This window comes from Oscillospiraceae bacterium (assembly GCA_025758045.1).
GTDB lineage: Bacteria > Bacillota > Clostridia > Oscillospirales > Ruminococcaceae > Gemmiger.
In genome coordinates this window covers 1,179,593-1,200,428 of the sequence record CP107208.1, presented here as the reverse complement: position 1 = coordinate 1,200,428, position 20,836 = coordinate 1,179,593, and the positions used below count along the sequence as shown (strand labels likewise).

The following is a 20,836-nucleotide window of genomic DNA, read 5'->3' as shown; positions in this document are numbered from 1 at the left end:
AGAAAGCTGGGGAACGGTCTTGCGCCGTTCCCCAGCAGGTCATAGGCTCACCACCGCCGACAGCTTTTTCAACAGTTCGGACAGCGGCTCCCAAAGGTCGGCATAGTCCTTTTGGAGCGCCGCGATCTCCGAGGGATAGATGCCGTAGGTGTTGGCATGGACGGCCACTTGGTTTAGGTTGTTGGCACACCGCCGCTGCAAGGCCACCAGCTCCCGGATGTCCGAGAGATCAACATGGAGCACATAGCCATTCAAAGCCATTTTCCGCATATAGGCTCCCATGTTGGAGATCCCGGCCTCGGCCATACGGTCAGCGATCAACGCCTGCTCCTCCGGTGTCACCATCACATGAAGATGGACAGAACGCCGCCGCTTTTTTGTCAACGCTCCTCACGCTCCCGGCTGCGGCGCTTGGGCGGGTGTTCCCGCACCTTGTCCAGCGGCTTTTCCTCCGGGGGCAGCACAGGCAGATTGTTGATGATGCCGTCGATCATGTTCCCATTCTGCTCCACCGCAAGCTCGGCGTTCTTGTTGGGATTATGTTCCTGCTCCATAAATATCCTCCTATCTGTCGCCCCGGTCAGGGGCATTTTTCTTGGGGACGGATTGCCCCCCGGTCAGCCTCGGCCAGCTTTGCGGCGGTTTTCATCTGCTCCCGGATCGGGCGGGGCCTGTCGGGATTGTCGGGCGCAGGCCGCAGCTCATAGTCAGACGCCTGCCGCTTGGTCAATGGCCGTGTGTAGGTCAAATGTCCCCACGCCAGAAACGACCCATTTTCAACCAGAACGCGCTGATCATAGTTGACGATCTCATCCGGGGCGTTGCGGGGCGGCTTGGGGAATGTCCCAATGTCCACGGGGCGCTGAGTAGAATAATACTTGTAAAGGCCGGGAGCCTCGGTCTGCTTGACACCGACATTGTAAAGGCGCTGGTACTCCTGCACCCGCGCCGCAAAATCCTGTTCCAGAGCGGCACGGTCGCTGCCATAATGCCCCCATTCATACTGCCGCTGGCCGTCCTTGTCATCATAGCAAGCCCATGTGAAATAGGGCGAGGGCGCAGTTGGATGATACCCCAGTGCAAAGCCCCTGCCGTTTTCCAGCATGACGGCCTTGATGATCTCATAGCCTTGGTTTTTGTCCATATACCCTCCTCACCGTGATACATCCTTTTCCGCCCGTTTTGCAAAGGGCTGGAGCTGATAGGGGCTTTTGCCGTCCTCCGGGCGCAGGAAGTCCAGCCTTGCGGCGGCACGGATGGCGTTCTGATTGAGCTGCCGCTGCCATGCCCCTTGGCTGGGTGCCCATTTGAAGCCCTCGCTTTTGAGCGCCTGCCGGGTATCGGCATCCGGCCTTTCCTCAAAAATGAGCTGCAAACGGTTCTCCGCCTCGTTGACCTTGGCCTCACCGCCGGGGAATGTCCAGCCGACAAACTCCGCCTTATGGCTCAACTCCTCAATGCGCTGGCGCACACGGCGGATATTGGCGTTATTGTTGGTGAGCAGATAGGACGGAAACGGAACGGGGTCTTTGCGCCAGTCTTGGGACATGGACGCCTTGACCTTTTCCACCTGCTCCGCCGTCAGCTCGGGGCAGCCCTCCAACGTCTTGTGCTTGCGGTAGTAGGCATTGACCGCCTTCATCGTGGCCTGCTGGGACTCCATCCCCTCCAGCTTTTTTGTGAGCTTTTCCACGGCGAGGTCATCGTCGGCGCTGATACCGCCCCGGCCTGTGGAGCGGATTTTGTCCAGCAGCTTTTCAATTTCGGCGTACTCGCCGTAGTTGCGATCCCGGGCGGCGTTCTGCATGGCCTTTTTCGCCACGGGGAAATTGCCGCCCCCGGTGATCAGAATGGACGGAACACGGGCGTCAATGGCGTTGCGCTCATTAAGATTTTCCGCCAGCCTGCGGGTGTAGCGGTCAACAAGGGCATCAATCTTATCATGGTACATGGGATTGACCTGCGCTTTCTGCTTCTCTGCCAGCGCATAGGCTTCATCCACCATCGCCCGGTAGCCCGCCGTGGCCGAGCCGGTGGCATAGTCGGAATAGCTGTTCATGTCCTTTGCCCGCTTTGCCGACGCCTCGCTGATCTCATAATATTTAGGCATAAGTCCTCCTTTCAGCCGGGACTTTGGGACAAAATGTCCCAAAGCCACGGCACTTGGATGTGGAAAGCATTTCTGCGAAAACAGTGGCGGGCGGGAAAACATACCGCCCACCCCAAAAGCGCCCCGGAAAAGCCTTGTAAATGCAGGCGTTTTTCGGGGCTATTTTTCCACGCACTACCTCCGTTTGCGGCGCATATACGCCCGCTTTTGTTCCCGCAGGGCAGTCCCGGCACAGGCCGGGGAGCAATACCGCTGCCGCCCATCTGGGAGAAAAGCCCTGCCGCACACCGGGCAAGGCCGGGTTTCCGTGATACGCTCCACGGTCAGTGACCTTTCCAGTACGGGATCAAGGGGCAGCACCGCCGTGCGGAAATAGCGGCAATAAGCGCCCGTCCAGCACTTGCCCAGCATATAGCAGGGACAGTCCAGTGGCAGGCAGCCATAGTCTTTATCGTAGTTGGCGCACCACTTTGTCACCAGCTTGCGGATCGCCGCCCTTTCCTGCCGAGTCAGTTCACGGCTCATGTTTGCCCCCTGTCTTGGGCTTGAGCTGTTCCCGGTAGCAGAACACGCAGCCGATCCCACGCCAGTAGGAGCAGCCGTCGCAGCGGGAGCCTTTGGGCGGCAGGTTGGGCGGAGCACCCTTAAAGTAGCTTTTTTTTTCATAAAGTCCTCATAGGGGCTGTTGGTAAATCTCATTCCTCTCCCTCACTTTCCGTTTCGTCCTCGTCCTCCCAAGGCGGGGTATCGTCGTAATCGTCGCCGTAGTCCTCCGCAGCGTCGGCGGCCTGCTGCTTTTTGGGACGATAGATCTTGAAATACCAGCCAGCCACGCCGCCAACGACCACCACGGCCAGCGCCAGCAGAAGCATACCGACGTTGCCCGTGGCCTTGGGCTGCTCCGGCTCGGGGTCAGGCTCCGGCTCTACCACGGGCGCAGGCTCCGGGGCCTTGCCCTGGCACTCGCTCATGTTCACGGCGCAGACGGTACAATCCGTGTTGATAGCCCCCACGGCGCATTTATCGGAGCAGGAGCACTCCGGCAGCTCACCGCCCGCCGCCTGTATCGCCGCCAACAGGTCGGCCTCGTCCACCATGTTCAAGAAATAGGTTTGGTACTGCTCACCATCCTCGTCGGTGGGCTTATCGTAGTCGATGACAATGTAAAAGGTATTGCCGCCGCTGGTCTGCACCGTGATGAACTGCTTGTTGGTGGCCTTACCGTAGAGCAGGTCACGGGTCACAAGGTTGCCGTCCTCGGTGAAGCCATCGCCGGGGTCAACGGTTTCGGTGGGCAGCGGCTCCACCTGGTCAAGCCCATCCCATTCCTCACCGCCCCCGGCGTAGGCCGTGACCGCCATACTACCCATGAGGACGGTCACACAAAGCGTCATCAGCAAAAGCCGCAGTTTTTTCATTCCGTCACCTCCGTCTGTTCCGTTGGCTTCTGGCCACCGTGACCAGAAGCACCGCCCCGGAGCTGCTGAAGCACCAGCGGCAGATCGGCAAGGGAGATACTCATACCGCGCACGATCTCCACGATCTCGCTGTTTTCCGCTTCCAGCTTCTTCTGCTCCAATTCTTTAAGCCGTGCCTGCTGCTCGTTGATCTTGGCCGTGACCTTTTCGATCTCAGCCTGAATTTTTGCGCTTTTGGAGATAGCCATAAAAACCTCCTGTCAAAACAATTTTCCGTAAGCGTAGAAATGGGATTGCCAGTAGCTCGTGTTGAGGTTGGCATAGCTGATGGGGTCGCCGCAATGAAGCATCCAGCCATCGCCCACATAAATGCCCACATGGGAGATCCCCGGCGTGTCATAAGTCCCCGTGAAGAATACCAAGTCACCGGGTTTGGGATTGCTCGTCCGGGTGGAGATGTTGTATAGCCCCTGCGCCCCCAGCCGCCCGAAGTCCCAGCCGCATTGGTTGTAGACATAGCTGACGAAGCCGGAGCAGTCAAAGGATGTGGACGGGCTGCTGCCGCCCCACACATAGGGGTATCCCACATACTTCTCCGCTTCTTTCAGAATGGCGGCAAAGGTTTCATCGGCAAGATAGTCCTCCGGGATCTCATGTGCCGGGGGCTTGTTGGTGTACTTGCCCACATAGGGCGAGGATGGGAACAGGTCGGGGCGGTTGCCCAGCGTCGCCATGTATAAGGCATACCGGGACAGGGTTTCCTCGCCCATGATGTAAACGGGCAGATGGGAGAGATTGAAGTTTTCCAGCGTGACATAGCAGATGTAATAGTTGTATGGAACTTCTACATCGTAGTCGTTGCCCTCGCTGTTCGTCCTTGTGACCGTGCGGTAGCGTACCTCGACAACCACATCCTCGGTCAAAATGTACTGGCGGTCAAAGAGCATTTGGAGCGTTCCCCGCACCTCGTCCAGCGTCCACTCGCCCTCATGGAGCGCGCAGACGATGGACAGCAGCACATAGGGATCGTGTTCAATGGTGTCAAGGTCAAAATGATATTCGTCATAATCGTGGGTGCGGGTGTAGGTGTCGAGGTAGCGTTGCAGCTCGTCCTCCAGAGCGCAGTAGGCGGCCTCCGCCCCCAGCAGGTCAGCGTCCTCGGCGGCATAGGTGGACGCGCCGATGGCTCCGGCCACGCCGTTGCCCACCGTCACCAGCGAGGACATACACGATTGCAGCACCACCAGCAGAAGAAACGCCGCCAGAAGCAGGAGCAGCCTTCCGGGGTGTTCCTTGATGTAGGCGGACACCTTTTCCGTCAGTTTGCCTGTGACGGACGCCGTACCCTCGGCGGCCTTGGCGGTCTGTCTGGCAGCCTCCCGCGCCTGCTTTGCGTACTGGCGCTTGATTTTCTGCTTTTGCAGATACCGGGACACCGCGCCGCCCTCCTGCATTTCCGGGTGTTCCTCCACGGTCTTGCGGTAGTAATAATCCGCTGTGGCCTTGATATGCTTGCTCTCCGCACGCTCCACGACTTTTGTGGGGTGCTCCCGGATGGCCTTGCGGAGCTTGCGCCTGCCGAAGCGGTACACGGACTCCGCCGCCAGCTCGGAACGGTGTGCGCCCTCCGTGCCGACATTTTCATGCTCGACCTCATAGAGCTTGCCATGCACAAAGCCGTGGACGCCGTGTCCGGCGGTATGGGCAAGACACTTGACCGCCCCGGGCTTTTTCGGTGGCTTCTGCTTTACCAGCTTCTCCCGGGCGGCATCCAGCTTCTCGCACCGGCGCTCCATCCGCAGCTTGGACGCCGCCGTTTGCTCCTGCCGGCTCTTCCTGCGGAATTTGGACTTTGGGACATTTTGTCCCGAAGTGGGGTTACTCGTCTGTTCGCTCATGGGCAAGATCCTCCGGGCGGGTAGTCAGCAGGTCATAGATCTCTCCACGGGGGAAACGGTCTACAAACGGGATGGTGACATTGGAATAACGGTCTTTTTCACGCTCATTGTGTTCCTGTACTTTTGTCACATCATCCGGAGTTTCCAAGTCCTGATTTCTGGCTAAGGTACGATCAATTCCATCATTTCTTGCCATAGATTTTTGTCCTTTCTTTAAGATTTGCAGACAGCGGAGGGCTGAGGAACGGCACTTTTTCAAAGTGTAATAACCCACTATTACACTTTCATCCATGCTGGCTACAAAGTGCCGTGGGCTCTCCGAGGGCTCTCCCGAGGGGGAATGCGGTCACTGCGGTGACCTCTGCTGACCAAGGCAAAATGTCTGCGCCTTTTACCTTGGTCAGCCCGTCTGCATGAAGCTGTTCTGCGGAACATTTCTTGCAGACGATGGCAGCGAAAACCGTATCTTTCACTGCCTGTCCATGGGCAGCACTGCGGTGCGCCTATGGGGACGGGAGATGCGGAGGGCTGTTGCCGGGGTATCACTTCTCCCGTCTTTTCTGCCATACGATGTCGTAACCAAGCACAGCGGCAAGCTCCAATACTTCCTTGTATCGTATACTTTCCCGCTGTAATTTTGCGGACAGGTTGGAAACGCTGTCGCTCCATCCGTACTCGTCCGAGAGCAGGTCAACAACTTCCTGCATGGTCATCCCGGCACGGATGATCTGTGCCTTTATTTCGTTGCGTATATTCATATTGATAAAATCCTCCATAATTCAGTTCATGTGTCGGTGCAACCTCTGCGCTCCAAGGTGGAGTGGATGCACCGAACAGTGAAAAATCTGCAATCTCCGAAATCCGTTCAGAATTTCGCTTGTGATGTCCTGTCCATATATGACCATATCCCACTTTGCCGTTTTGTGTGGTTTGGTCTGGAACAGTGAAAACACCCATTGTTCCGTGAACAGGGTACACGGTTCAGAGAAGCACGATTTCGTGAAATAGTTTCGTCCTGCGGTCAAAAACTTTGCTGTTTCCATTACCATTGATTTTTAATGCCCGAAAACAGGTCAGCTTTGAAAGCTGCTGTTTCCTATAACGGAAGAAAACAGGGGTAAATGCTGCGTACATACGTACAGAGCATGACTGGCAAAATCAATCCCGCCAGTCCTCCGGTACGTACGTACACGGCGAAACATCGTAAAATCCATTTATATGAGGTCTTGCCACAGCTTCCACGCCCATAAAGCCCCACACCCGCCGTCCGGCAGAGTTGGTGATGTTGTTGCAATGCTCCAGATTGAATCTCCCGGCATTGGCAATCATGGCATCGCTGAAGCTACGGGCTTTCAGCGGTGCAAGGGAGTTTTCCTCACACCACATCCGGTAGATTTCATAGAAATCCTTAGAGCTGATGGAAGCATCCGCTTTCAATCGGATGTATCCCTCCGACTCCATGAAATCAAAGATATTGTTGTTGTCACGCTTGACCGCTTCCCGGTTTTTCCGGATACGGTCACTCTCCGTAAACTTAAAGTTGTTGGCAACAAGCCGCTGTAAGCCTTCAAATGCCCACAGGAAGATACCCTCGGCTTCAGCTTTCATCTTCTCTGCAAGGTCAGGATCATCGGCTCTGTCCATGGGCTTTTCTTTGGTGGTCAGCACAAGCTGTCTGCGGTAAAAACCATCGCTGCGATCATATAGGGCTTGCAGATCACCATTGCTGAATGCCAGCAACCGGGCAAACATCCAGCCCTGATAACTCTGCTTGCCCTTGCGTTCCAAGTCCATTTTGCCCTGTGCAGTCACGATGGATTTTACATAGTTGGTCTGACGCAGAGCTTCCATCCGCATATCATCATCCACGCACAGCAGGATGTGTTCCAGATCGGCACGGGCAAAACGGTTTTCAGAAATCTTCCCGATGCTGCCGTCTTTCATATTCGTGCCGAAGATGGTGGACAGCACCGCACCGATTTGAGATTTACCCTCGCCACCGTTGCCTTTAATCACCATCATGCGCTGCCCCTTGTTGGAGGGAATCAGGCAATAGCCGATAAACTCCTGCAAAGTTGGAATGTCCTCGGCGTAAAGCAACCCATCCAGAAAGTTCAGCCAGATCACCGGTGCAGGAGCATCGGGATTATAGCCGACAGGCAGACGGCTTCGCACGATAGCCGGTCTGCCTTCGGTGAAAGTGCCGTTCAAGAGCAGCGTACCGTTGGCAACATGGATGCGATCCTGCTCCGGAGGGAAGTCAGACACCTGCGCTTCCAGTTTCAGCACTTCCAGAATGTTGGTGATCTTCCGTGGGATGTTGTTCACGGCACAAAATTTCAGCTTGTCGTAAATCTCCCCACGCAGAGGAAGGTCATCCGTCACTCGACCATCGGGCGTGAAAAAAGCTCCGTTTGCGAAGATGATTCTGCGCTCATGCAGAAATTCTTCACAAAACAGAGCTTCGTTGATGTTCTGCCCGTCAAACCAGACAGGAAAATTCATATTAGGCGTTTTCCGGTTCTTCGCCACGGTGCGCCACCTCCTTTTTCTTTCGTGCGGTATACTCTTGCAGAAAAGCAATTTTGTCGTCCTGCATCAGCTTGTCCACCAATGCCACCCGTTCTTCCAGATCACCCACCGTCAGCACATCTGCCATATATTCGATATAGCAGTGCATCTGGCAGGCTTCCACAAAACGGTCATCCAGAGCATCTTCCGGTGTCTTGGGTGCGTATCGTATTTTCCAATCTTCCAGCAGATGCAGATAATCCGTCAGCACCCGGAAACACAGCATTTCATTCTCCCGGAACTGACGGATATAGGGACGCTTTGGCTTGACCATAGCTGCGGCAGTGGGCGGTTTCGGGTCAAGCCCGAAGTCCGCAGCCAGCTTTTGCGCTGCTTCATAACTGCTCAGATCGAACAGTCTTGCCACAAGGTCGATTACATCCCCCTTGGCTCCGCAGCCGAAGCAGAAGAAATAATCCTCGTTCAGCTTCAAGCTCGGATGCCTGTTGTTGTGGAACGGGCAGCAAGCCATACCATTGCGGTTGACATTCAGCCCGTAGTGTTTTGCGGCTTGCTTTACGCTGATTGCCGCCTTGATGATTTCATAGATTGTCATAGAAAAACCTCCGTTCATAGTATTTAGAAAGCACGAAACACCCGCCGTGATTGGCAGGGGTTTGGCTCCTTCTACTATGGTTATGCCGGATTTTTCAAAAAACAGGCTAATCGGAGGACAACCCCGTTTCAAAAAACAGGACAACTTATGGATAGATGTAGATTTCTTTACATTAGCATGATAGAATTAAGAAAATGAAAAAACAGGACAGGAGGGGCAAGCATGAACCAAGAACTGATGACATTGGATTTTTGGCAGGATACGGTCATATATGAGGGAAAAACACTTCCTGTCGGCGCTCTTGCCTGTGATGCGCTGAATGTCCCTGCGGATACCATCGCAAAGATGAACGAGCAATGCGAGAAAATCAATCTGCTGCTTGGAATATTAAACGCCGGACAGGATGCTTCTGCACTCTGTCCTATTGCAACGGAAGCTGCTCTGACGATGCTTGATATTCTCAGTCAAACACCGCCGTTCTCCTATATGAATATCTCAAAGCACAGAGAACGGATTGAAAAAGTCTTTACTGTGGACAATGCGCTGAAATATGTGGAGTTTGCCATAAAAGCCGCAACCAATTCTTTGCAATTTGAAGAAATCCAGAACTTTGCCGATGCGATGATGCTCCAACGCTATACCGCAGTTTTCGGGCATCTGGCATACTCCCTTGGGGAATACCAAACGGCCATGCTTGATTTTGCAGAAAAATCAGACGGCAATGAAGCAGAACGCACCGCAGAGGGTTTTGCAAAAATGTTCGGCGACTATTTTCCGCCGGAGTTCTCTATCACGGAGGGCAATGCCTGGATGTCTACTTTGAATAATTCCGTTCAGTATATATCGGTCATCCGTCCCGGCGAAAAAGTTGCGAAGCTGGTCAAGCGGATGCACTATGTATCCTTTGTAGGGATGTTCCGGTCTGATCTTTTTGAGGGCTTATGTGTTGGTCATGCCCCGAAAAAATGCAAAATCTGCGGCAAGTGGTTCCTCACCACCAACGCAAGGCACACCAAATACTGCGGCGGCTATGCACCGGGGGACAAGCTGCACCGCACTTGCCGACAGATCGGCAACCTGAAAGGCAGAGAACAACGGGAGCTTGCGGACGATCATCCGGTGAAACAGATTTATGAGAAACGGCTGAACACCATAAACCGCTATGTGAAGCGTGGTACTCTGGACGCTGATCTTGCAGAGGTTATGAAAAAGCTGGCAAAGGATAAAATGCTTCGAGCGCTGAGCAATGTCGCCTATGCCAAAGGTGATTACGAAAAAGAGATGGGACAGGCTGCTTTGAAGAAAGAAGCAAAATTACGGACGAAATGAGGAATATGTAATGGCACAGAAATATGATTTAACTGATATTGGGAATGCGCTTAGCCGGGTTATGGACAATCCTATGACCAAAATAATCCGTTCTGGCTCTATTGGTGTGTTGGGCGTAGTAAACCCAGTTGCGGGAATTGTAGGCGGAATAGGAAATGATCTTCTATCTGAATACAATACCTTCAAACTCGGCCATCTACTGAACGGTCTTGCATCTGGCTTTAATCTCGAAAGAAGATTGAACGAGCTTTACAACTATGTAAACTCCAGCCCGGAAAAGGCTATTATCGTAGCCAATCTGTTCAAACAAACCGTAAATGCAGAATGCCCAAAGGTTTGCGTTATTTATGGTCTAATTCTTGCAAACCATTTAGAAACACTTACAGAATTCACGCACGAAGAATTGATTGTCTGTAAAGCTTTGGAAAACGCTACGGATTATGATCTGAAGAATTTCAAAGAAATAATGGAGAACTATCTTAAGCCAACATCAAATGGAAGAAGAATTGTATTTCCAAAAGACTTTGCAGATATTGCTGCTTTCACCACCACATGCGATTGGTGTGTATATAATAGAATCTTTGTTTCTCGCACAGCAGAGTGGGGTGAAATGGAAGAAGGCATTTTGGATATGAGCACGTACTATTACGAGGCAAATCCTGCATCTGTTCTTCTGGATAATATAAATGCTGCAAGACAAACTTGGAATTATGGTTAATTATTCCCGCTGATTACTTAGAAGGGAGGTGCGCTATGCTAAATGATTTTTCGTGGAACATGACCGGATACATACCGAAGCACCAAGTTAATCCACACGGTGACGGCATCATCCCCTATGTGGCAGAGTGCATCTTCCAACTGGAACCGGAACCGCCAGCGGTGGACAGTCTGAATGAATATATCCTGTCTGCTTTGCGGGAAAAGAATTTGCTATATTTTTCGTTCTTTCTGCACCACTACGAAACGCAGCTCAACAAGCGCATCAAAGGCTTTCTCAGTGTGGACGGCGGCAATCTGTACGACACAGACCGATTTATCGATATAAAGATCTCCTGCCGGGAGCAAATGCTCCAAAAGCTGATGGACTATGATCCTGCCAAGGGTGCGGAGTATGCTACATACATCTATCCGTTCATCTGGGATTCTATGCTCCGTTTCCGCATGGGCGAAGAAAAATGGTCGGTATCCTCTCTGACCAATTACAAAATGGTGCGATCAATGGCGTGGCTGTACCATAACACCAAAGATGCGGTCAACCAGTTTTCCAAGAAGTATAACTGCGACCTTGCTCTTGCGGAAGAATATCTGAAAGTTGTCCGTGGAATCCGCAACCAGCAGCCGTTCTATATAACGGACGAGGACGGCGAGGAAACAGGCGAGGATATAGCCCTTGACGATAGCTGGAACTATACCGACATCCTCTGGAACGGCATACAAGCAGAAAAGGTACAGCGGGCATTTGAGAAGCTGAATTACCGGGAACAGACCTTGCTCGAAAAACGGTTAGCAATCTGTATGACCTGCGGGCGAGTTGGCTCATGGAAGAACCGCCCCACTTTTGAAGAATTGGCGATTATGTTTGAGGGCAGCACAGCCAGCGGTGCAGAGCGAGCCTACCGGAAAGCGGTGGACAAACTGACAGAACTGCTGGTTGCCGAAGGTGCGCTCCATGCTGTCCGGCTGAAACAGAAAACCAAAACCAAGCGCAAAAAGAAAATCGCCGCCGCAATCTACGAATATCAAGCAGACTGCGACGGCGAATGGGGCGAAATTTCAGTTGATTTTGAGAACGGCACAGCAGAGATTATCCGACTTGCTGATTGGGATACAATTAAAACGAACTGGTTTGCCAAGGAGGCGATCCGGTATATTTTATCATTGTCGCCTGATGCTCTTACAAAATATATGCTCGTCCCCCTTGAGCCGCCACTTATATCTTGAATCCTTACAACCACTGTAAGTGGTATTTGCTGTGTTCCCATGCTATCATTTTATTACAAATGATAGGAGGTATTCACATGAAACCCATTTTGAATATTGAAAATTTAACAAAAATCTATGGCAATGTGCCAAGTCAAACAAAGGCACTGAATGGGATCACCTTCCAGGTGATGCCGGGAGAGTTTCTCGGCATTATGGGAAGCAGCGGTTCCGGTAAATCCACACTGCTCAATTGTATTGCGACTGTGATTCAACCCACAGGTGGAAGCATTCAGGTGGAAGGCGATACTCTGCAATCCCTCAAGGGAAAGGCTCTTGCAGAGTACCGTGGCAAAAAAGTTGGTTATCTATTCCAGAACTTTGAATTGCTGGACAACCTGACTGGCAGGGAAAACATCCTGCTCCCGACTTCCTTGCATGGGGTATCCGAAGCAGAAAGCAGCCAGCGGCTGAAGCAGTTGGCTGACTATCTGGAAATCACTGATGTTCTGGATAAGTTTCCGTCCAAGATGTCCGGCGGCCAGCGTCAGCGTGTTGCGGCAGCAAGGGCTCTGATCTTACATCCCCAAATGATCCTTGCCGATGAACCGACGGGTGCGCTGGATTCTAAGAACGCAAGAAGTCTTATGGAGAAGCTGTCCGGCCTGAATCGTGACGAACAAGCTACGATCCTGATGGTAACCCATGATTCCAATGCCGCCAGCTTTTGCAAGCGCATTCTGTTCATCCAGGACGGCGTGATCTTTCATGAGCTTCGGCGTGGAGACGAAAGCCAGCAGGAGTTCTACGGGCGCATCCTGAAGGTGATGGCGCAACTGGGAGGGGGCAGCGCAAATGTTCTCTAATCTCATTCTTCGGAACAGCCACCGCAGCCGAAAGGAAAACGGTCTGTTTTTCAGCTCCCTGGTGATTTCTATTGTTGCCTTTTACATGATTCTTTCCATCTCCACTCAAGATGTGATGCTCTTTTTGCAGAAAATGGAGAGTGACGCAGTTGACAAACTCCTGCTTCTGATTCCTGCGTTTTATGGGATGACCCTCGGTATTCTGTTCTTTTTGATCTATTTTGCCTGCAAGTATCAGTTCGAGCGCAGACGGCATGAGTTTGGTGTTTATCTAATGTTGGGGATGCGTAGAAGTAAACTGTTTGGTATGCTTCTGGCGGAAGATTTCCTGACCAGTATTCTTGCCATGCTCATAGGCTTACCTGTGGCTGTGGTGCTTTCAGAAATTGTCAGTCTTGTCACCGCCAAGCTGGTAGGCATGGGGATCATCGGTCATCAGTTTTCTTTATCCTGGTCTGCAATTGAATGGACGCTGGCAGGATTTCTGGCAATTAAGCTGACGGCACTTCTGATTTTGAGTGGACGAATCAGCCGCCAGGAGATCGGTACTTTGCTATCCCAGCCAACGAACCGCCCCAAAAAGCAAATGCCATCTGTTATCTATGGACTGGCTGCTATATGCGGAAGTGTGATGTTGGCAGTGGCTTACTACATGGCGATTCAGGGAATTGCATGGACAAAGGTAAGTATGATGGGACTGACTTTGCTGTTGGGCATAGTTGGTACGATGCTGCTTTTCTATGGGATGCGTGCGCTGATTGCTTTGATTGTTAAGAAAGGAAAAGGAAATAAGCAGCTTCATGTATTTACCTTCCGGCAGATTCAGGAGAATGTTATTCATCAGTCAACCTCCATGGCCATCAGCTCCCTGCTGATTCTGGCGGCGCTGTGTTGTTTTGGTGCGGGCGTAGGAATTGCAGGAACGAATAGCCTGTCTTCTGGCCATGTAATCGACTATACTTTTGAAGATCATACTGCAGAAGATTCATCGCAGGTTCTTCCGAATATAAAGGCAGCCCTGAAAGAAAACGGTTTGGAAAATCAATTTTCAGAGCTTTTTGAAATGAGGGTTGGGCGTATTCGCACCACAGAAGATTATGATAATGCCTACAGCATGGACGCTGTTATGGACTCTCTTCGGAGCCTGCCCCAGTCGGAAGACCGGGATGTCCTTCTGAACAATCTTGGTTATGCCACATACCCATATTTGATTTGTTTATCGGACTATAATCGTTTGTTGGAATTGTCCGGCAAACCGGCTCTCCAATTAGGCGAAAAGGAGGCCGCTGTCTATATTGATACAGAGTTTACTACAGTAAGTCGTACCGCAATGCTGAACCAAGTATTGGCCGGACAGCCCAAGGTGGAACTGGATGGTAGTCCGATTCATCTTACAGGAGAGGTTCAGTCTGTGAATTTGGTCACGGACCGTTCTATAACCTTGTCCTTTGCATTGATTCTTCCGGATGAAGCATTCCTATATTATAGCCAGGGAATGTATGATACCTATGTCAATGCGGTGCTCAGTGAGCAGGCTCTGGATGGAAATAGCCTTATGACTGCATATTTGGATTTGAACGAGAAGCTGGACGAAACTGGCATTGAATATGAAAGCTATCTTCAGAATATAGGTCGTCAGCTTTTCTACACCATAGCATCCAGTTATATTACCCTCTATCTTGCGATTGTTTTCCTGGTAGTTGCCAACACCATCGTGGGTGTTCAGTTCCTGATGAGTCAGCAGAAAACCGGGCGCAGATACCAGACCCTGATCCGCCTGGGAGCTACTTACGAAACCCTTTGCCAGTCTGCTGGAAAGCAAATTACCTGGTTTATGGGACTTCCTGTATTGGTTGCGGCTGTCAGCAGTCTGTTTGGAGTCAGGGCGTTATTTACAGGGATACTCTCGTCCCGAACCCGTGGGACAGTGTCTGAAATGCTGCTTGTATCTGCTGCTATGATTTTACTACTTTGCGTGATAGAATATATTTATATGAGAGTGGTCAAGCGCTCCAGTGATCGGTATTTGCTGACACTGATGCAGCCGCAGAGAGAAGAATAATTTGGAAGGAGGTGCTGTCATGAAAAGAATTGCTGTTGTGGAAGATGAAGTCTATATGCGGGAAGAACTCTGCGATATGCTCCAAAAGGACGGCTATCTTGTGGAGGCAATTACCGAGTTTGAAGATGCCGCTCGGCTCTTGGCAGCCCTCCGCCCTGACCTTGTGATCTTAGACCTGAACTTGCCGGAGATCAGTGGCTTTCAAATCTGCCAGGAGCTAAAGAATAAAACTGCTATCCCCGTCCTGGTGCTGACTTCCAGAGATCAGGTAAAGGATGAACTGCAAGCGTTCCAGTTGGGTGCCGATGAATATTTGACGAAGCCGTGCAGAAAAGATCGACTTCTTGCCAGGGTATCCAATATTCTCAAAAGGTATGAAGGCCGTACCAATCTCATAGAGGGACCAGATTTCCTGTTAGACCAGCAGACCTACACGCTTTATATTCATAATACCTCTGTGGTGCTTCCAAAAAATCAGGGAAAACTGTTGGTCGCTCTTTTGTCCGGCGGCGATGCTCTGGTCACGACGGAGCAGCTTTGCATGGCACTATGGGGAACCACGGAATACATAGATGAAAATGCCTTGCAGGTTAACCTAACCCGGCTGAAAAAAACGATGTCCGCCCTTGAAATGAAGCAGCGAATCGTTGCAGTTCGAGGAATGGGCTACCGTTTGGAAGCGGAGGTGTCTCTATGAAGCAGCTTTGGCACATGATAGAACGGTACTACCCCTGGCTTCTGTTGCTGCTGGGCGTGGATTGCTTTTGCACTGTCATTCTTTGGATTTCTGACATTCAGGTATTTCAAACCTTGATCGGGTTAGTAGTTCTGACGAGCATCCTTTTGTTTTCAGCGATTCTGTTTGTACTAAACAAGAGGGAGAACACCCACATGGAACTGTTCCGAGATTTCCTCAGTGATCCTACCATCTGCAATGAAGAACGGCTGCTCAGTGCCATTAGTCAGAAAGAAGGAGAATCTGTCCGATTTTTGGCTTCGGTTTTACGGGAATACAAAAACGAGAGTAACAATATGGCGGATGCCCTACGGGACTATGAAGAATACGTGGAGGGCTGGGCACATGAAGCGAAAACGCCCCTATCGTTGCTGACCATGCTCTTGGATAACCGGAACGATGAAATCTCTCCTTCCCTGCAAGCAAAGCTGGATTATGTCCGCAGTCAGCTTCAGGAGGATGTCACGCAGATGCTGTACTATGCCCGGTTGAAGAGCAGTACAAAGGATTACCGATTTGAGGATGTCAATTTGAATGACTGCTTGGGTGAAGTTCTGGAGGACTATGCCCCACTTCTTGAAGAGAAGCATTTTGTCATTCTCAACAAACTGCAATCTGAAACAGTCTATACAGACCGTAGAGGACTTCAGTTTATGTTGGGACAAATCGTTAGCAATGCCATCAAATATAGCAGCGATAGTCCCATGCTTACAATTTCCGTGATACATTCGGAGACTGCAGATATCCTTTCTGTTGAAGATAACGGCATTGGCGTAAAAAAATATAATCTGCCGTACATTTTTCAAAAGGGCTTTACCGGGGATTCTACTGACAGCAGAAAGAAGGCTACCGGTATGGGACTTTACCTGGTTAAGAAGATGGCCGACGATCTAAATCTTCATCTGGAAGCAGCTTCCCAGTGGGGAAAGAGCTTCAAGATTGTCATCTTCTTTCCTAAATTGAGATCCAACGGAGGGAAATAATATAAACAGAAAAACGCCCGCAGGATTTTCTCCTGCGGGCAGCGTGTTGTCAGCTATCCCAAGGCTTGTATTCTGTTACAGTTTTCAAATAGGTTTCGGGATCGCCGTTCAAGATAAGGTCTGCATACTCCAAAGGAGCGTTGTAGATCAAATAATCCAGCTCTGACCGCTGATACATATTGTCAGCAATCTCGTTCTCAACGACGATAGTGTCAATCGCAATCATACTGCCGTCGCTGAATTTCACTTCCACACAGCAATTATCCATATTGTAGGCACAAGATATTAAGGTTTTCATGGTATGTCCTCCATAATTCGTAATATAAAGCGAAAATCCCGTCTGACTTCCTGTTAGAAATCAGACGGGATTTGTCCGTATGCACCCCGGAAACCGTCAGCTAACAGTTGATAAGTAAATTAGTTCCTTATCACTGTTAAGCCAACCAACAACGGGCTTTTTTCCTGTTTTGGGAGCCGCTGTGCAGAACCAACAAGTTTCGCACTTCATCGTTGATTCATCCCGCCCTGTCGTAGTTCTCTGACCCGGAAGGCCAGAGGTTCGAATCCTCCCGGTCGCACCAAAAAATCACCTTGCAATGTACTTTGCAAGGTGATTTTTTTATATTGTCGTCTGCTTTTCAAAGCAATTTCAATACTCTGTTATCGGTGAAATCGGGCCTTCTCACAATATCGTCAGCATATTGTACAGCTTCATCAGGCGAATGTCCTCTTTGGAAAAGCGGAGGTCTTTTTCAAATTCGGCGGTTTCTTCCTGAATATTCTTGCTTAACAGCACTTTGGTGGAGGTAGGCATAAGCGGGCGGCTGGAAATGCCGAAAGCCAACCCCCACTTGACAGGGGCGTTCATATAAGGGCTGGGAATGCCGACCTGATAGTGGTCCATCATCATAGTTGCTATCCTGACCGGCCTTGCCGTTGCCAAGTGCGGCGGCGAGGAAAGCCCCTTCGGCAAGCTGCTGGCAAACATGAATCAGGTTATTATGAAGCTGATTGAGATGATTATGAAGTTTTCCCCCATCGGCCTGGTTGCTTACTTTGCGAATCTTGTCGGCGAGTTCGGCCCGCAGCTTATCGGTGACTATTCCCGTGAATCCCACCGACGGCTCGGTGCCGGAGGGCATTGCCGCACAAGCAGAGCAAAGCTGCAAGAACGTAGGCGCTATTCTGGCCGAGGCCGGTTCCGACCTGAAAAATGTTATCAAAACCACCTGTTTTCTGGCCGATATGGGTGACTTTGCCGCTTTCAATGAAGTCTACGCCCGGTATTTTACCGGCAAGCCCGCCCGCAGCTGCGTGGCCGTCAAAGCCCTGCCGAAAGGCGTTCTGTGTGAGATTGAAGCAATTGCGGAGCTATAAGCCATGAAAATTACTGTTGTCGGTAGTCATCTCTGCCCCGATACCCTCTACGCCCTGAATAAGCTGAGCGCCGCCGGTGCCGAAGTCAGCTTTCAGGACATTCTCTCCTGTCACGCGGCGTTGCAGACTTACCTGCATATCCGCGAAACCAGCGACCTGTACGCGGAGATCCGCGGCACACAGCGTCTGGGTGTCCCCTGCTTCATTTAGGAGGACGGCACCATGACGCTTGACCTCAACGACATTCTCGGCTGATAGTTCACAGCTATAAGCATTATCCTCTTCTCAGAAAATGTCCCCGGAACGGCGCAGGCCGCGCCGGGGCATTTTCTGTAAAGAACATTCCAAAGGAGCAAGACTATGCATGAATTGACAGAACTTATCCGGCAGGATATGTGCCCTGCTCTGGGTGTGACCGAGCCGGGCGCGATTGCCTTTGTTGTTGCCACAGCCAGAAAGCATACTGCCGGTGCGGTAAAACATATCACTTTGCGGCTGAACAGCGGTATGTTCAAGAACGCGTTTACCTGCGGAATCCCCAACAGCACCGAGGTTGGTAACTGCCAAGCCGCGGCACTGGGGGCCTGCGGGGCTGACCCGGATAAAAGGCTGGAATGTCTGGACGGTATTACCGCAGAGCAGGCACAGGCCGCGCGGAACATGGCGGCCGCCGGTATTATCAAAGTGGAAATGACGGAAATCACAAGCCGTATCTTCATTGAAGCGGAAGTGGAAACAGATACGGATACTGCCTGCGTTACAATCCGCGACGCACACACCAACATCGTAAAAATCACAGAGAACGGAAAAACCGTCTATGAAAAGCCGCATACCGCCGCCGAGGAATCCCATGCAGAGCCGCTCATTCACCGCTACACACTGGCACAACTTCACGATTATGCCCTGACGGTACCGGCAGAAGAACTGACCTTTATCAGAAAAGCATTTGAGTTGAACTATGCACTCTGTCAGGCAGGAATTGCCAGCCCCAAAACGACCTACGCCCGCTGCCTGCTGGAGGCAAACGACGGCCAAATGATTTCCGACGATGAGCAAAAAACGGCGTCCCTGCTCTGCAATGCGGCCATTGAAGCACGGGTTCTGGGCCTGCCGGAACCGGCTATGAGCATTACCGGCTCCGGGGCGCACGGCATTATCGCCACCATGCCGCTCTATGCGGCCTACAAGGTGCGCGGCTATTCCGAGGAAATGCTGCTGCGCGCCACGGCATTGAGCTATCTTGTCTGTATGTACATCAAGGAATATTCCGGCAAGCTGTCGGCATTCTGCGGCTGTGCCATTGCGGCGGGTACCGGCATGGCCTGCGGGCTGGTGTTGCTGCGGGGCGGCAGTACCAAAACTATGGCGCATACCATCAACAATTTAGCTTCCAGTATTACCGGCATGATATGCGACGGCGGCAACCAGGGCTGTACTATGAAAGGCATTGTTGCCGTGGACGCCGCGTGGCAGGCGGTATCACTGGCCGAAAAGCAGGCGTATATTTACAATGTCCACGGAATCAACGGCGCAACACCGGAACAGACCATGCGCAACATGGGGCTGATTGCCTCCCCCGGTATGGTGGGAACGGAAAAGACGATTGTGGAGATTTTGCAGGATAAACAAGCAAAGGAGTAACACAGCATGGAAAAGCAGAGCAAGGTCTATCGGACTTACTTACAGATTCTGAAAGAGGAACTTATTCCGGCAATGGGCTGCACCGAGCTGATTTCCATTGCCTACGCGGCCGCCAAAGCGCGGGAGGTTCTGGGCTGTACGCCGGATATGGTAAAAATCGGTGTCAGCAACAATATCATTAAAAATGTCAAGAGCGTGGTTGTTCCCAACACCGATGGCATGAAAGGCATTGAGGCCGCAGCCGCGGCGGGCATTGTGGGCGGCCATGCCGACAAGGCACTGGAAGTTATCTCGAAGGTGACGGCAGAGCAGAAAGCCTCCATGCGCAGTTTTATGAAAGAAGTCCCGATTTCGGTGGAGTCCATCGACAACGGCTTTATCTTTGATATTATCGTGGCACTGTATCACGGCGCGGATTCTGCGGTGGTGCGCATTTGCCGGTATCACACAAACATTGTGTTTATCCAGAAAAACAGTGACATTCTGTTGGACAATACCGCGGCAGAAAGCAAACCGGCCTGCGGCGGCGATAATCCCGCAGAGGACGGCCTGTCCGACAGGAACCTGCTGACAATCGCGGATATTTTCGACTTTGCCAACACCTGTGATACGGCAGACGTCTGCCCGGTGCTGGATACCCAGATTCAGTACAATACCCAGATTTCCGAGGAAGGCTTGCTGGGTGATTACGGTGCCAACATCGGTTCTACCATGCTCAAATTTTATGGGGACGATGTGCGCAACCGCGCCATTGCCAAGGCGGCGGCCGGGTCCGACGCGCGCATGAGCGGCTGCGAACTGCCGGTGGTTATCAATTCCGGCAGCGGCAACCAGGGGATTACGGTGTCCGTGCCGGTTATCGAGTACGCCAAAGCACTGGCGGTGCCGAAAGATAGACTTTACCGCGCGTTGGCACTCTCCAACCTGATTGCCATTCACGAAAAAACGGGTATCGGGCGGCTGTCCGCATACTGCGGTGCAGTCAGCGCCGGCTGTGCGGCCGGGTGTGGTATTGCCTATCTGCAGGGCGCAGACCTCAAGGCTATTTCACACACACTGGTAAACTCGCTGGCAATCGTGTCCGGCATTATCTGCGACGGTGCCAAGCCGAGCTGTGCGGCCAAAATTGCGTCCAGCGTGCAGGCCGGTATCATGGGCTACCATATGTACCAGAACGGCCAGCAGTTCCGCGGCGGCGACGGCATTGTCACCAAGGGCGTAGAAAACACAATCCGCAATGTAAGCCAGCTCGGCCGCGAGGGTATGCGCGAAACCGACAAGGAAATCGTAAAGATCATGCTGCAGGAATCTTGACAGCAGCCCGCAGGAAAGGCAAAATAGAAGAAAACCGAAGCATTGAGAAAATAAG

The 20,836-nt window shown here is 51.7% G+C and carries 24 protein-coding genes and 3 pseudogenes; 12 read left to right on the top strand and 15 right to left on the bottom strand.

The window, feature by feature from the left end:
* Positions 1–39: 39 nt before the first annotated feature.
* The 13 genes and pseudogenes from mobC to OGM81_05655 all read right to left on the bottom strand — a co-directional run bounded on the left by mobC (position 40) and on the right by OGM81_05655 (position 8,553).
* Entirely contained in the window at positions 40–384 is a 345-nt protein-coding gene (gene mobC / locus OGM81_05715) for a plasmid mobilization relaxosome protein MobC (GenBank protein UYJ44626.1), read from the bottom strand.
* Positions 381–554 (bottom strand): DUF4316 domain-containing protein, encoded by a 174-nt coding sequence (locus OGM81_05710; GenBank protein UYJ44625.1) that lies wholly within the window; start codon positions 552–554, stop codon positions 381–383. Before OGM81_05710 ends, mobC begins: the two co-directional genes overlap by 4 nt.
* 26 nt (positions 555–580) lie before the next feature.
* Entirely contained in the window at positions 581–1,144 is a 564-nt protein-coding gene (locus tag OGM81_05705) for a hypothetical protein (GenBank protein ID UYJ44624.1), read from the bottom strand.
* 9 nt (positions 1,145–1,153) lie between these two features.
* On the bottom strand, positions 1,154–2,110 hold the full coding sequence (locus OGM81_05700) for a hypothetical protein (protein ID UYJ44623.1): 957 nt from the start codon (positions 2,108–2,110) through the stop codon (positions 1,154–1,156).
* 174 nt (positions 2,111–2,284) lie between these two features.
* The gene (locus OGM81_05695) at positions 2,285–2,635 is read right to left on the bottom strand and encodes a cysteine-rich VLP domain-containing protein (protein UYJ44622.1); all 351 of its coding nucleotides are present in this window, start codon (positions 2,633–2,635) and stop codon (positions 2,285–2,287) included.
* Positions 2,625–2,809: pseudogene (locus OGM81_05690) on the bottom strand (hypothetical protein). The gene OGM81_05695 and the pseudogene OGM81_05690 overlap by 11 nt, the downstream one beginning before the upstream one ends.
* Complete coding sequence (locus OGM81_05685) at positions 2,806–3,528, bottom strand: DUF4366 domain-containing protein (protein UYJ44621.1); 723 nt, start codon at positions 3,526–3,528, stop codon at positions 2,806–2,808. The pseudogene OGM81_05690 and the gene OGM81_05685 overlap by 4 nt, the downstream one beginning before the upstream one ends.
* Entirely contained in the window at positions 3,525–3,776 is a 252-nt protein-coding gene (locus OGM81_05680) for a DUF4315 family protein (GenBank protein UYJ44620.1), read from the bottom strand. The genes OGM81_05685 and OGM81_05680 overlap by 4 nt, the downstream gene beginning before the upstream one ends.
* A 12-nt stretch (positions 3,777–3,788) precedes the next feature.
* A complete protein-coding gene (locus tag OGM81_05675; protein ID UYJ44619.1) occupies positions 3,789–5,426 on the bottom strand; it encodes a C40 family peptidase in 1,638 nt (545 codons plus the stop codon).
* Positions 5,407–5,622 (bottom strand): hypothetical protein, encoded by a 216-nt coding sequence (locus OGM81_05670; protein UYJ44618.1) that lies wholly within the window; start codon positions 5,620–5,622, stop codon positions 5,407–5,409. Before OGM81_05670 ends, OGM81_05675 begins: the two co-directional genes overlap by 20 nt.
* A 346-nt stretch (positions 5,623–5,968) precedes the next feature.
* Positions 5,969–6,184, bottom strand: coding sequence for an LLM class flavin-dependent oxidoreductase (locus OGM81_05665; GenBank protein ID UYJ44617.1), 216 nt, complete (start codon positions 6,182–6,184; stop codon positions 5,969–5,971).
* A gap of 400 nt (positions 6,185–6,584) precedes the next feature.
* Positions 6,585–7,931, bottom strand: coding sequence for a phage/plasmid primase, P4 family (locus tag OGM81_05660; protein ID UYJ44975.1), 1,347 nt, complete (start codon positions 7,929–7,931; stop codon positions 6,585–6,587).
* A gap of 1 nt (position 7,932) precedes the next feature.
* A complete protein-coding gene (locus tag OGM81_05655; protein UYJ44616.1) occupies positions 7,933–8,553 on the bottom strand; it encodes a CHC2 zinc finger domain-containing protein in 621 nt (206 codons plus the stop codon).
* Positions 8,554–8,775: 222 nt separating this feature from the next.
* Here OGM81_05655 and OGM81_05650 point away from each other — a divergent pair, with 222 nt between their 5' ends.
* The 7 genes from OGM81_05650 (at position 8,776) to OGM81_05620 (ending at position 16,449) form a co-directional block, all read left to right on the top strand.
* The gene (locus tag OGM81_05650) at positions 8,776–9,882 is read left to right on the top strand and encodes a DUF6076 domain-containing protein (protein ID UYJ44615.1); all 1,107 of its coding nucleotides are present in this window, start codon (positions 8,776–8,778) and stop codon (positions 9,880–9,882) included.
* A 10-nt stretch (positions 9,883–9,892) separates the two neighbouring features.
* Positions 9,893–10,600, top strand: a complete 708-nt coding sequence (locus tag OGM81_05645) for a hypothetical protein (GenBank protein UYJ44614.1) — start codon at positions 9,893–9,895, stop codon at positions 10,598–10,600.
* A 35-nt stretch (positions 10,601–10,635) separates the two neighbouring features.
* Positions 10,636–11,823, top strand: coding sequence for a hypothetical protein (locus OGM81_05640; GenBank protein UYJ44613.1), 1,188 nt, complete (start codon positions 10,636–10,638; stop codon positions 11,821–11,823).
* Positions 11,824–11,900: 77 nt separating this feature from the next.
* Complete coding sequence (locus OGM81_05635; protein ID UYJ44612.1) at positions 11,901–12,668, top strand: ABC transporter ATP-binding protein; 768 nt, start codon at positions 11,901–11,903, stop codon at positions 12,666–12,668.
* Entirely contained in the window at positions 12,658–14,730 is a 2,073-nt protein-coding gene (locus OGM81_05630; protein UYJ44611.1) for an ABC transporter permease, read from the top strand. The genes OGM81_05635 and OGM81_05630 overlap by 11 nt, the downstream gene beginning before the upstream one ends.
* 19 nt (positions 14,731–14,749) lie before the next feature.
* On the top strand, positions 14,750–15,427 hold the full coding sequence (locus tag OGM81_05625) for a response regulator transcription factor (GenBank protein UYJ44610.1): 678 nt from the start codon (positions 14,750–14,752) through the stop codon (positions 15,425–15,427).
* Positions 15,424–16,449, top strand: a complete 1,026-nt coding sequence (locus OGM81_05620; protein ID UYJ44609.1) for a sensor histidine kinase — start codon at positions 15,424–15,426, stop codon at positions 16,447–16,449. The genes OGM81_05625 and OGM81_05620 overlap by 4 nt, the downstream gene beginning before the upstream one ends.
* A gap of 49 nt (positions 16,450–16,498) precedes the next feature.
* Here the strand turns inward: OGM81_05620 and OGM81_05615 are convergent, their stop codons facing one another.
* Together OGM81_05615 and OGM81_05610 are read right to left on the bottom strand one after the other, a co-directional pair.
* Positions 16,499–16,747: a DUF6061 family protein gene (locus OGM81_05615; GenBank protein ID UYJ44608.1), complete on the bottom strand. Its 249-nt coding sequence runs from the start codon at positions 16,745–16,747 to the stop codon at positions 16,499–16,501.
* A 384-nt stretch (positions 16,748–17,131) separates the two neighbouring features.
* Positions 17,132–17,359: a hypothetical protein gene (locus tag OGM81_05610; protein UYJ44607.1), complete on the bottom strand. Its 228-nt coding sequence runs from the start codon at positions 17,357–17,359 to the stop codon at positions 17,132–17,134.
* Here OGM81_05610 and OGM81_05605 point away from each other — a divergent pair.
* The 5 genes and pseudogenes from OGM81_05605 (at position 17,352) to OGM81_05585 (ending at position 20,781) form a co-directional block, all read left to right on the top strand.
* Positions 17,352–17,552, top strand: a pseudogene (locus OGM81_05605) (dicarboxylate/amino acid:cation symporter). The gene OGM81_05610 and the pseudogene OGM81_05605 sit on opposite strands and share 8 nt — an antisense overlap.
* Positions 17,551–17,826, top strand: a pseudogene (locus tag OGM81_05600) (Rid family detoxifying hydrolase). The pseudogenes OGM81_05605 and OGM81_05600 overlap by 2 nt, the downstream one beginning before the upstream one ends.
* A 3-nt stretch (positions 17,827–17,829) precedes the next feature.
* Complete coding sequence (locus tag OGM81_05595) at positions 17,830–18,036, top strand: glutaredoxin (GenBank protein ID UYJ44606.1); 207 nt, start codon at positions 17,830–17,832, stop codon at positions 18,034–18,036.
* 150 nt (positions 18,037–18,186) lie between these two features.
* Entirely contained in the window at positions 18,187–19,467 is a 1,281-nt protein-coding gene (locus tag OGM81_05590; protein ID UYJ44605.1) for an L-serine ammonia-lyase, iron-sulfur-dependent, subunit alpha, read from the top strand.
* Between the two features lie 6 nt (positions 19,468–19,473).
* Positions 19,474–20,781, top strand: a complete 1,308-nt coding sequence (locus OGM81_05585) for an L-serine ammonia-lyase, iron-sulfur-dependent, subunit alpha (GenBank protein ID UYJ44604.1) — start codon at positions 19,474–19,476, stop codon at positions 20,779–20,781.
* The last annotated feature ends 55 nt before the right edge of the window (positions 20,782–20,836 follow it).

Coding starts and splice junctions, on each gene's coding strand:
- OGM81_05625 (UYJ44610.1), top strand. CDS start 14,750: ATGAAAAGAATTGCTGTTGTGGAAGATGAAGTCTATATGCGGGAAGAA.
- OGM81_05585 (UYJ44604.1), top strand. CDS start 19,474: ATGGAAAAGCAGAGCAAGGTCTATCGGACTTACTTACAGATTCTGAAA.
- OGM81_05610 (UYJ44607.1), bottom strand. CDS start 17,359: ATGATGATGGACCACTATCAGGTCGGCATTCCCAGCCCTTATATGAAC.
- OGM81_05595 (UYJ44606.1), top strand. CDS start 17,830: ATGAAAATTACTGTTGTCGGTAGTCATCTCTGCCCCGATACCCTCTAC.
- OGM81_05615 (UYJ44608.1), bottom strand. CDS start 16,747: ATGAAAACCTTAATATCTTGTGCCTACAATATGGATAATTGCTGTGTG.
- OGM81_05635 (UYJ44612.1), top strand. CDS start 11,901: ATGAAACCCATTTTGAATATTGAAAATTTAACAAAAATCTATGGCAAT.
- OGM81_05710 (UYJ44625.1), bottom strand. CDS start 554: ATGGAGCAGGAACATAATCCCAACAAGAACGCCGAGCTTGCGGTGGAG.
- OGM81_05645 (UYJ44614.1), top strand. CDS start 9,893: ATGGCACAGAAATATGATTTAACTGATATTGGGAATGCGCTTAGCCGG.
- OGM81_05640 (UYJ44613.1), top strand. CDS start 10,636: ATGCTAAATGATTTTTCGTGGAACATGACCGGATACATACCGAAGCAC.
- OGM81_05650 (UYJ44615.1), top strand. CDS start 8,776: ATGAACCAAGAACTGATGACATTGGATTTTTGGCAGGATACGGTCATA.
- OGM81_05655 (UYJ44616.1), bottom strand. CDS start 8,553: ATGACAATCTATGAAATCATCAAGGCGGCAATCAGCGTAAAGCAAGCC.
- OGM81_05660 (UYJ44975.1), bottom strand. CDS start 7,931: ATGAATTTTCCTGTCTGGTTTGACGGGCAGAACATCAACGAAGCTCTG.
- OGM81_05700 (UYJ44623.1), bottom strand. CDS start 2,110: ATGCCTAAATATTATGAGATCAGCGAGGCGTCGGCAAAGCGGGCAAAG.
- OGM81_05590 (UYJ44605.1), top strand. CDS start 18,187: ATGCATGAATTGACAGAACTTATCCGGCAGGATATGTGCCCTGCTCTG.
- OGM81_05680 (UYJ44620.1), bottom strand. CDS start 3,776: ATGGCTATCTCCAAAAGCGCAAAAATTCAGGCTGAGATCGAAAAGGTC.
- OGM81_05630 (UYJ44611.1), top strand. CDS start 12,658: ATGTTCTCTAATCTCATTCTTCGGAACAGCCACCGCAGCCGAAAGGAA.
- OGM81_05670 (UYJ44618.1), bottom strand. CDS start 5,622: ATGGCAAGAAATGATGGAATTGATCGTACCTTAGCCAGAAATCAGGAC.
- OGM81_05665 (UYJ44617.1), bottom strand. CDS start 6,184: ATGAATATACGCAACGAAATAAAGGCACAGATCATCCGTGCCGGGATG.
- OGM81_05685 (UYJ44621.1), bottom strand. CDS start 3,528: ATGAAAAAACTGCGGCTTTTGCTGATGACGCTTTGTGTGACCGTCCTC.
- OGM81_05620 (UYJ44609.1), top strand. CDS start 15,424: ATGAAGCAGCTTTGGCACATGATAGAACGGTACTACCCCTGGCTTCTG.
- OGM81_05675 (UYJ44619.1), bottom strand. CDS start 5,426: ATGAGCGAACAGACGAGTAACCCCACTTCGGGACAAAATGTCCCAAAG.
- OGM81_05695 (UYJ44622.1), bottom strand. CDS start 2,635: ATGAGCCGTGAACTGACTCGGCAGGAAAGGGCGGCGATCCGCAAGCTG.
- OGM81_05705 (UYJ44624.1), bottom strand. CDS start 1,144: ATGGACAAAAACCAAGGCTATGAGATCATCAAGGCCGTCATGCTGGAA.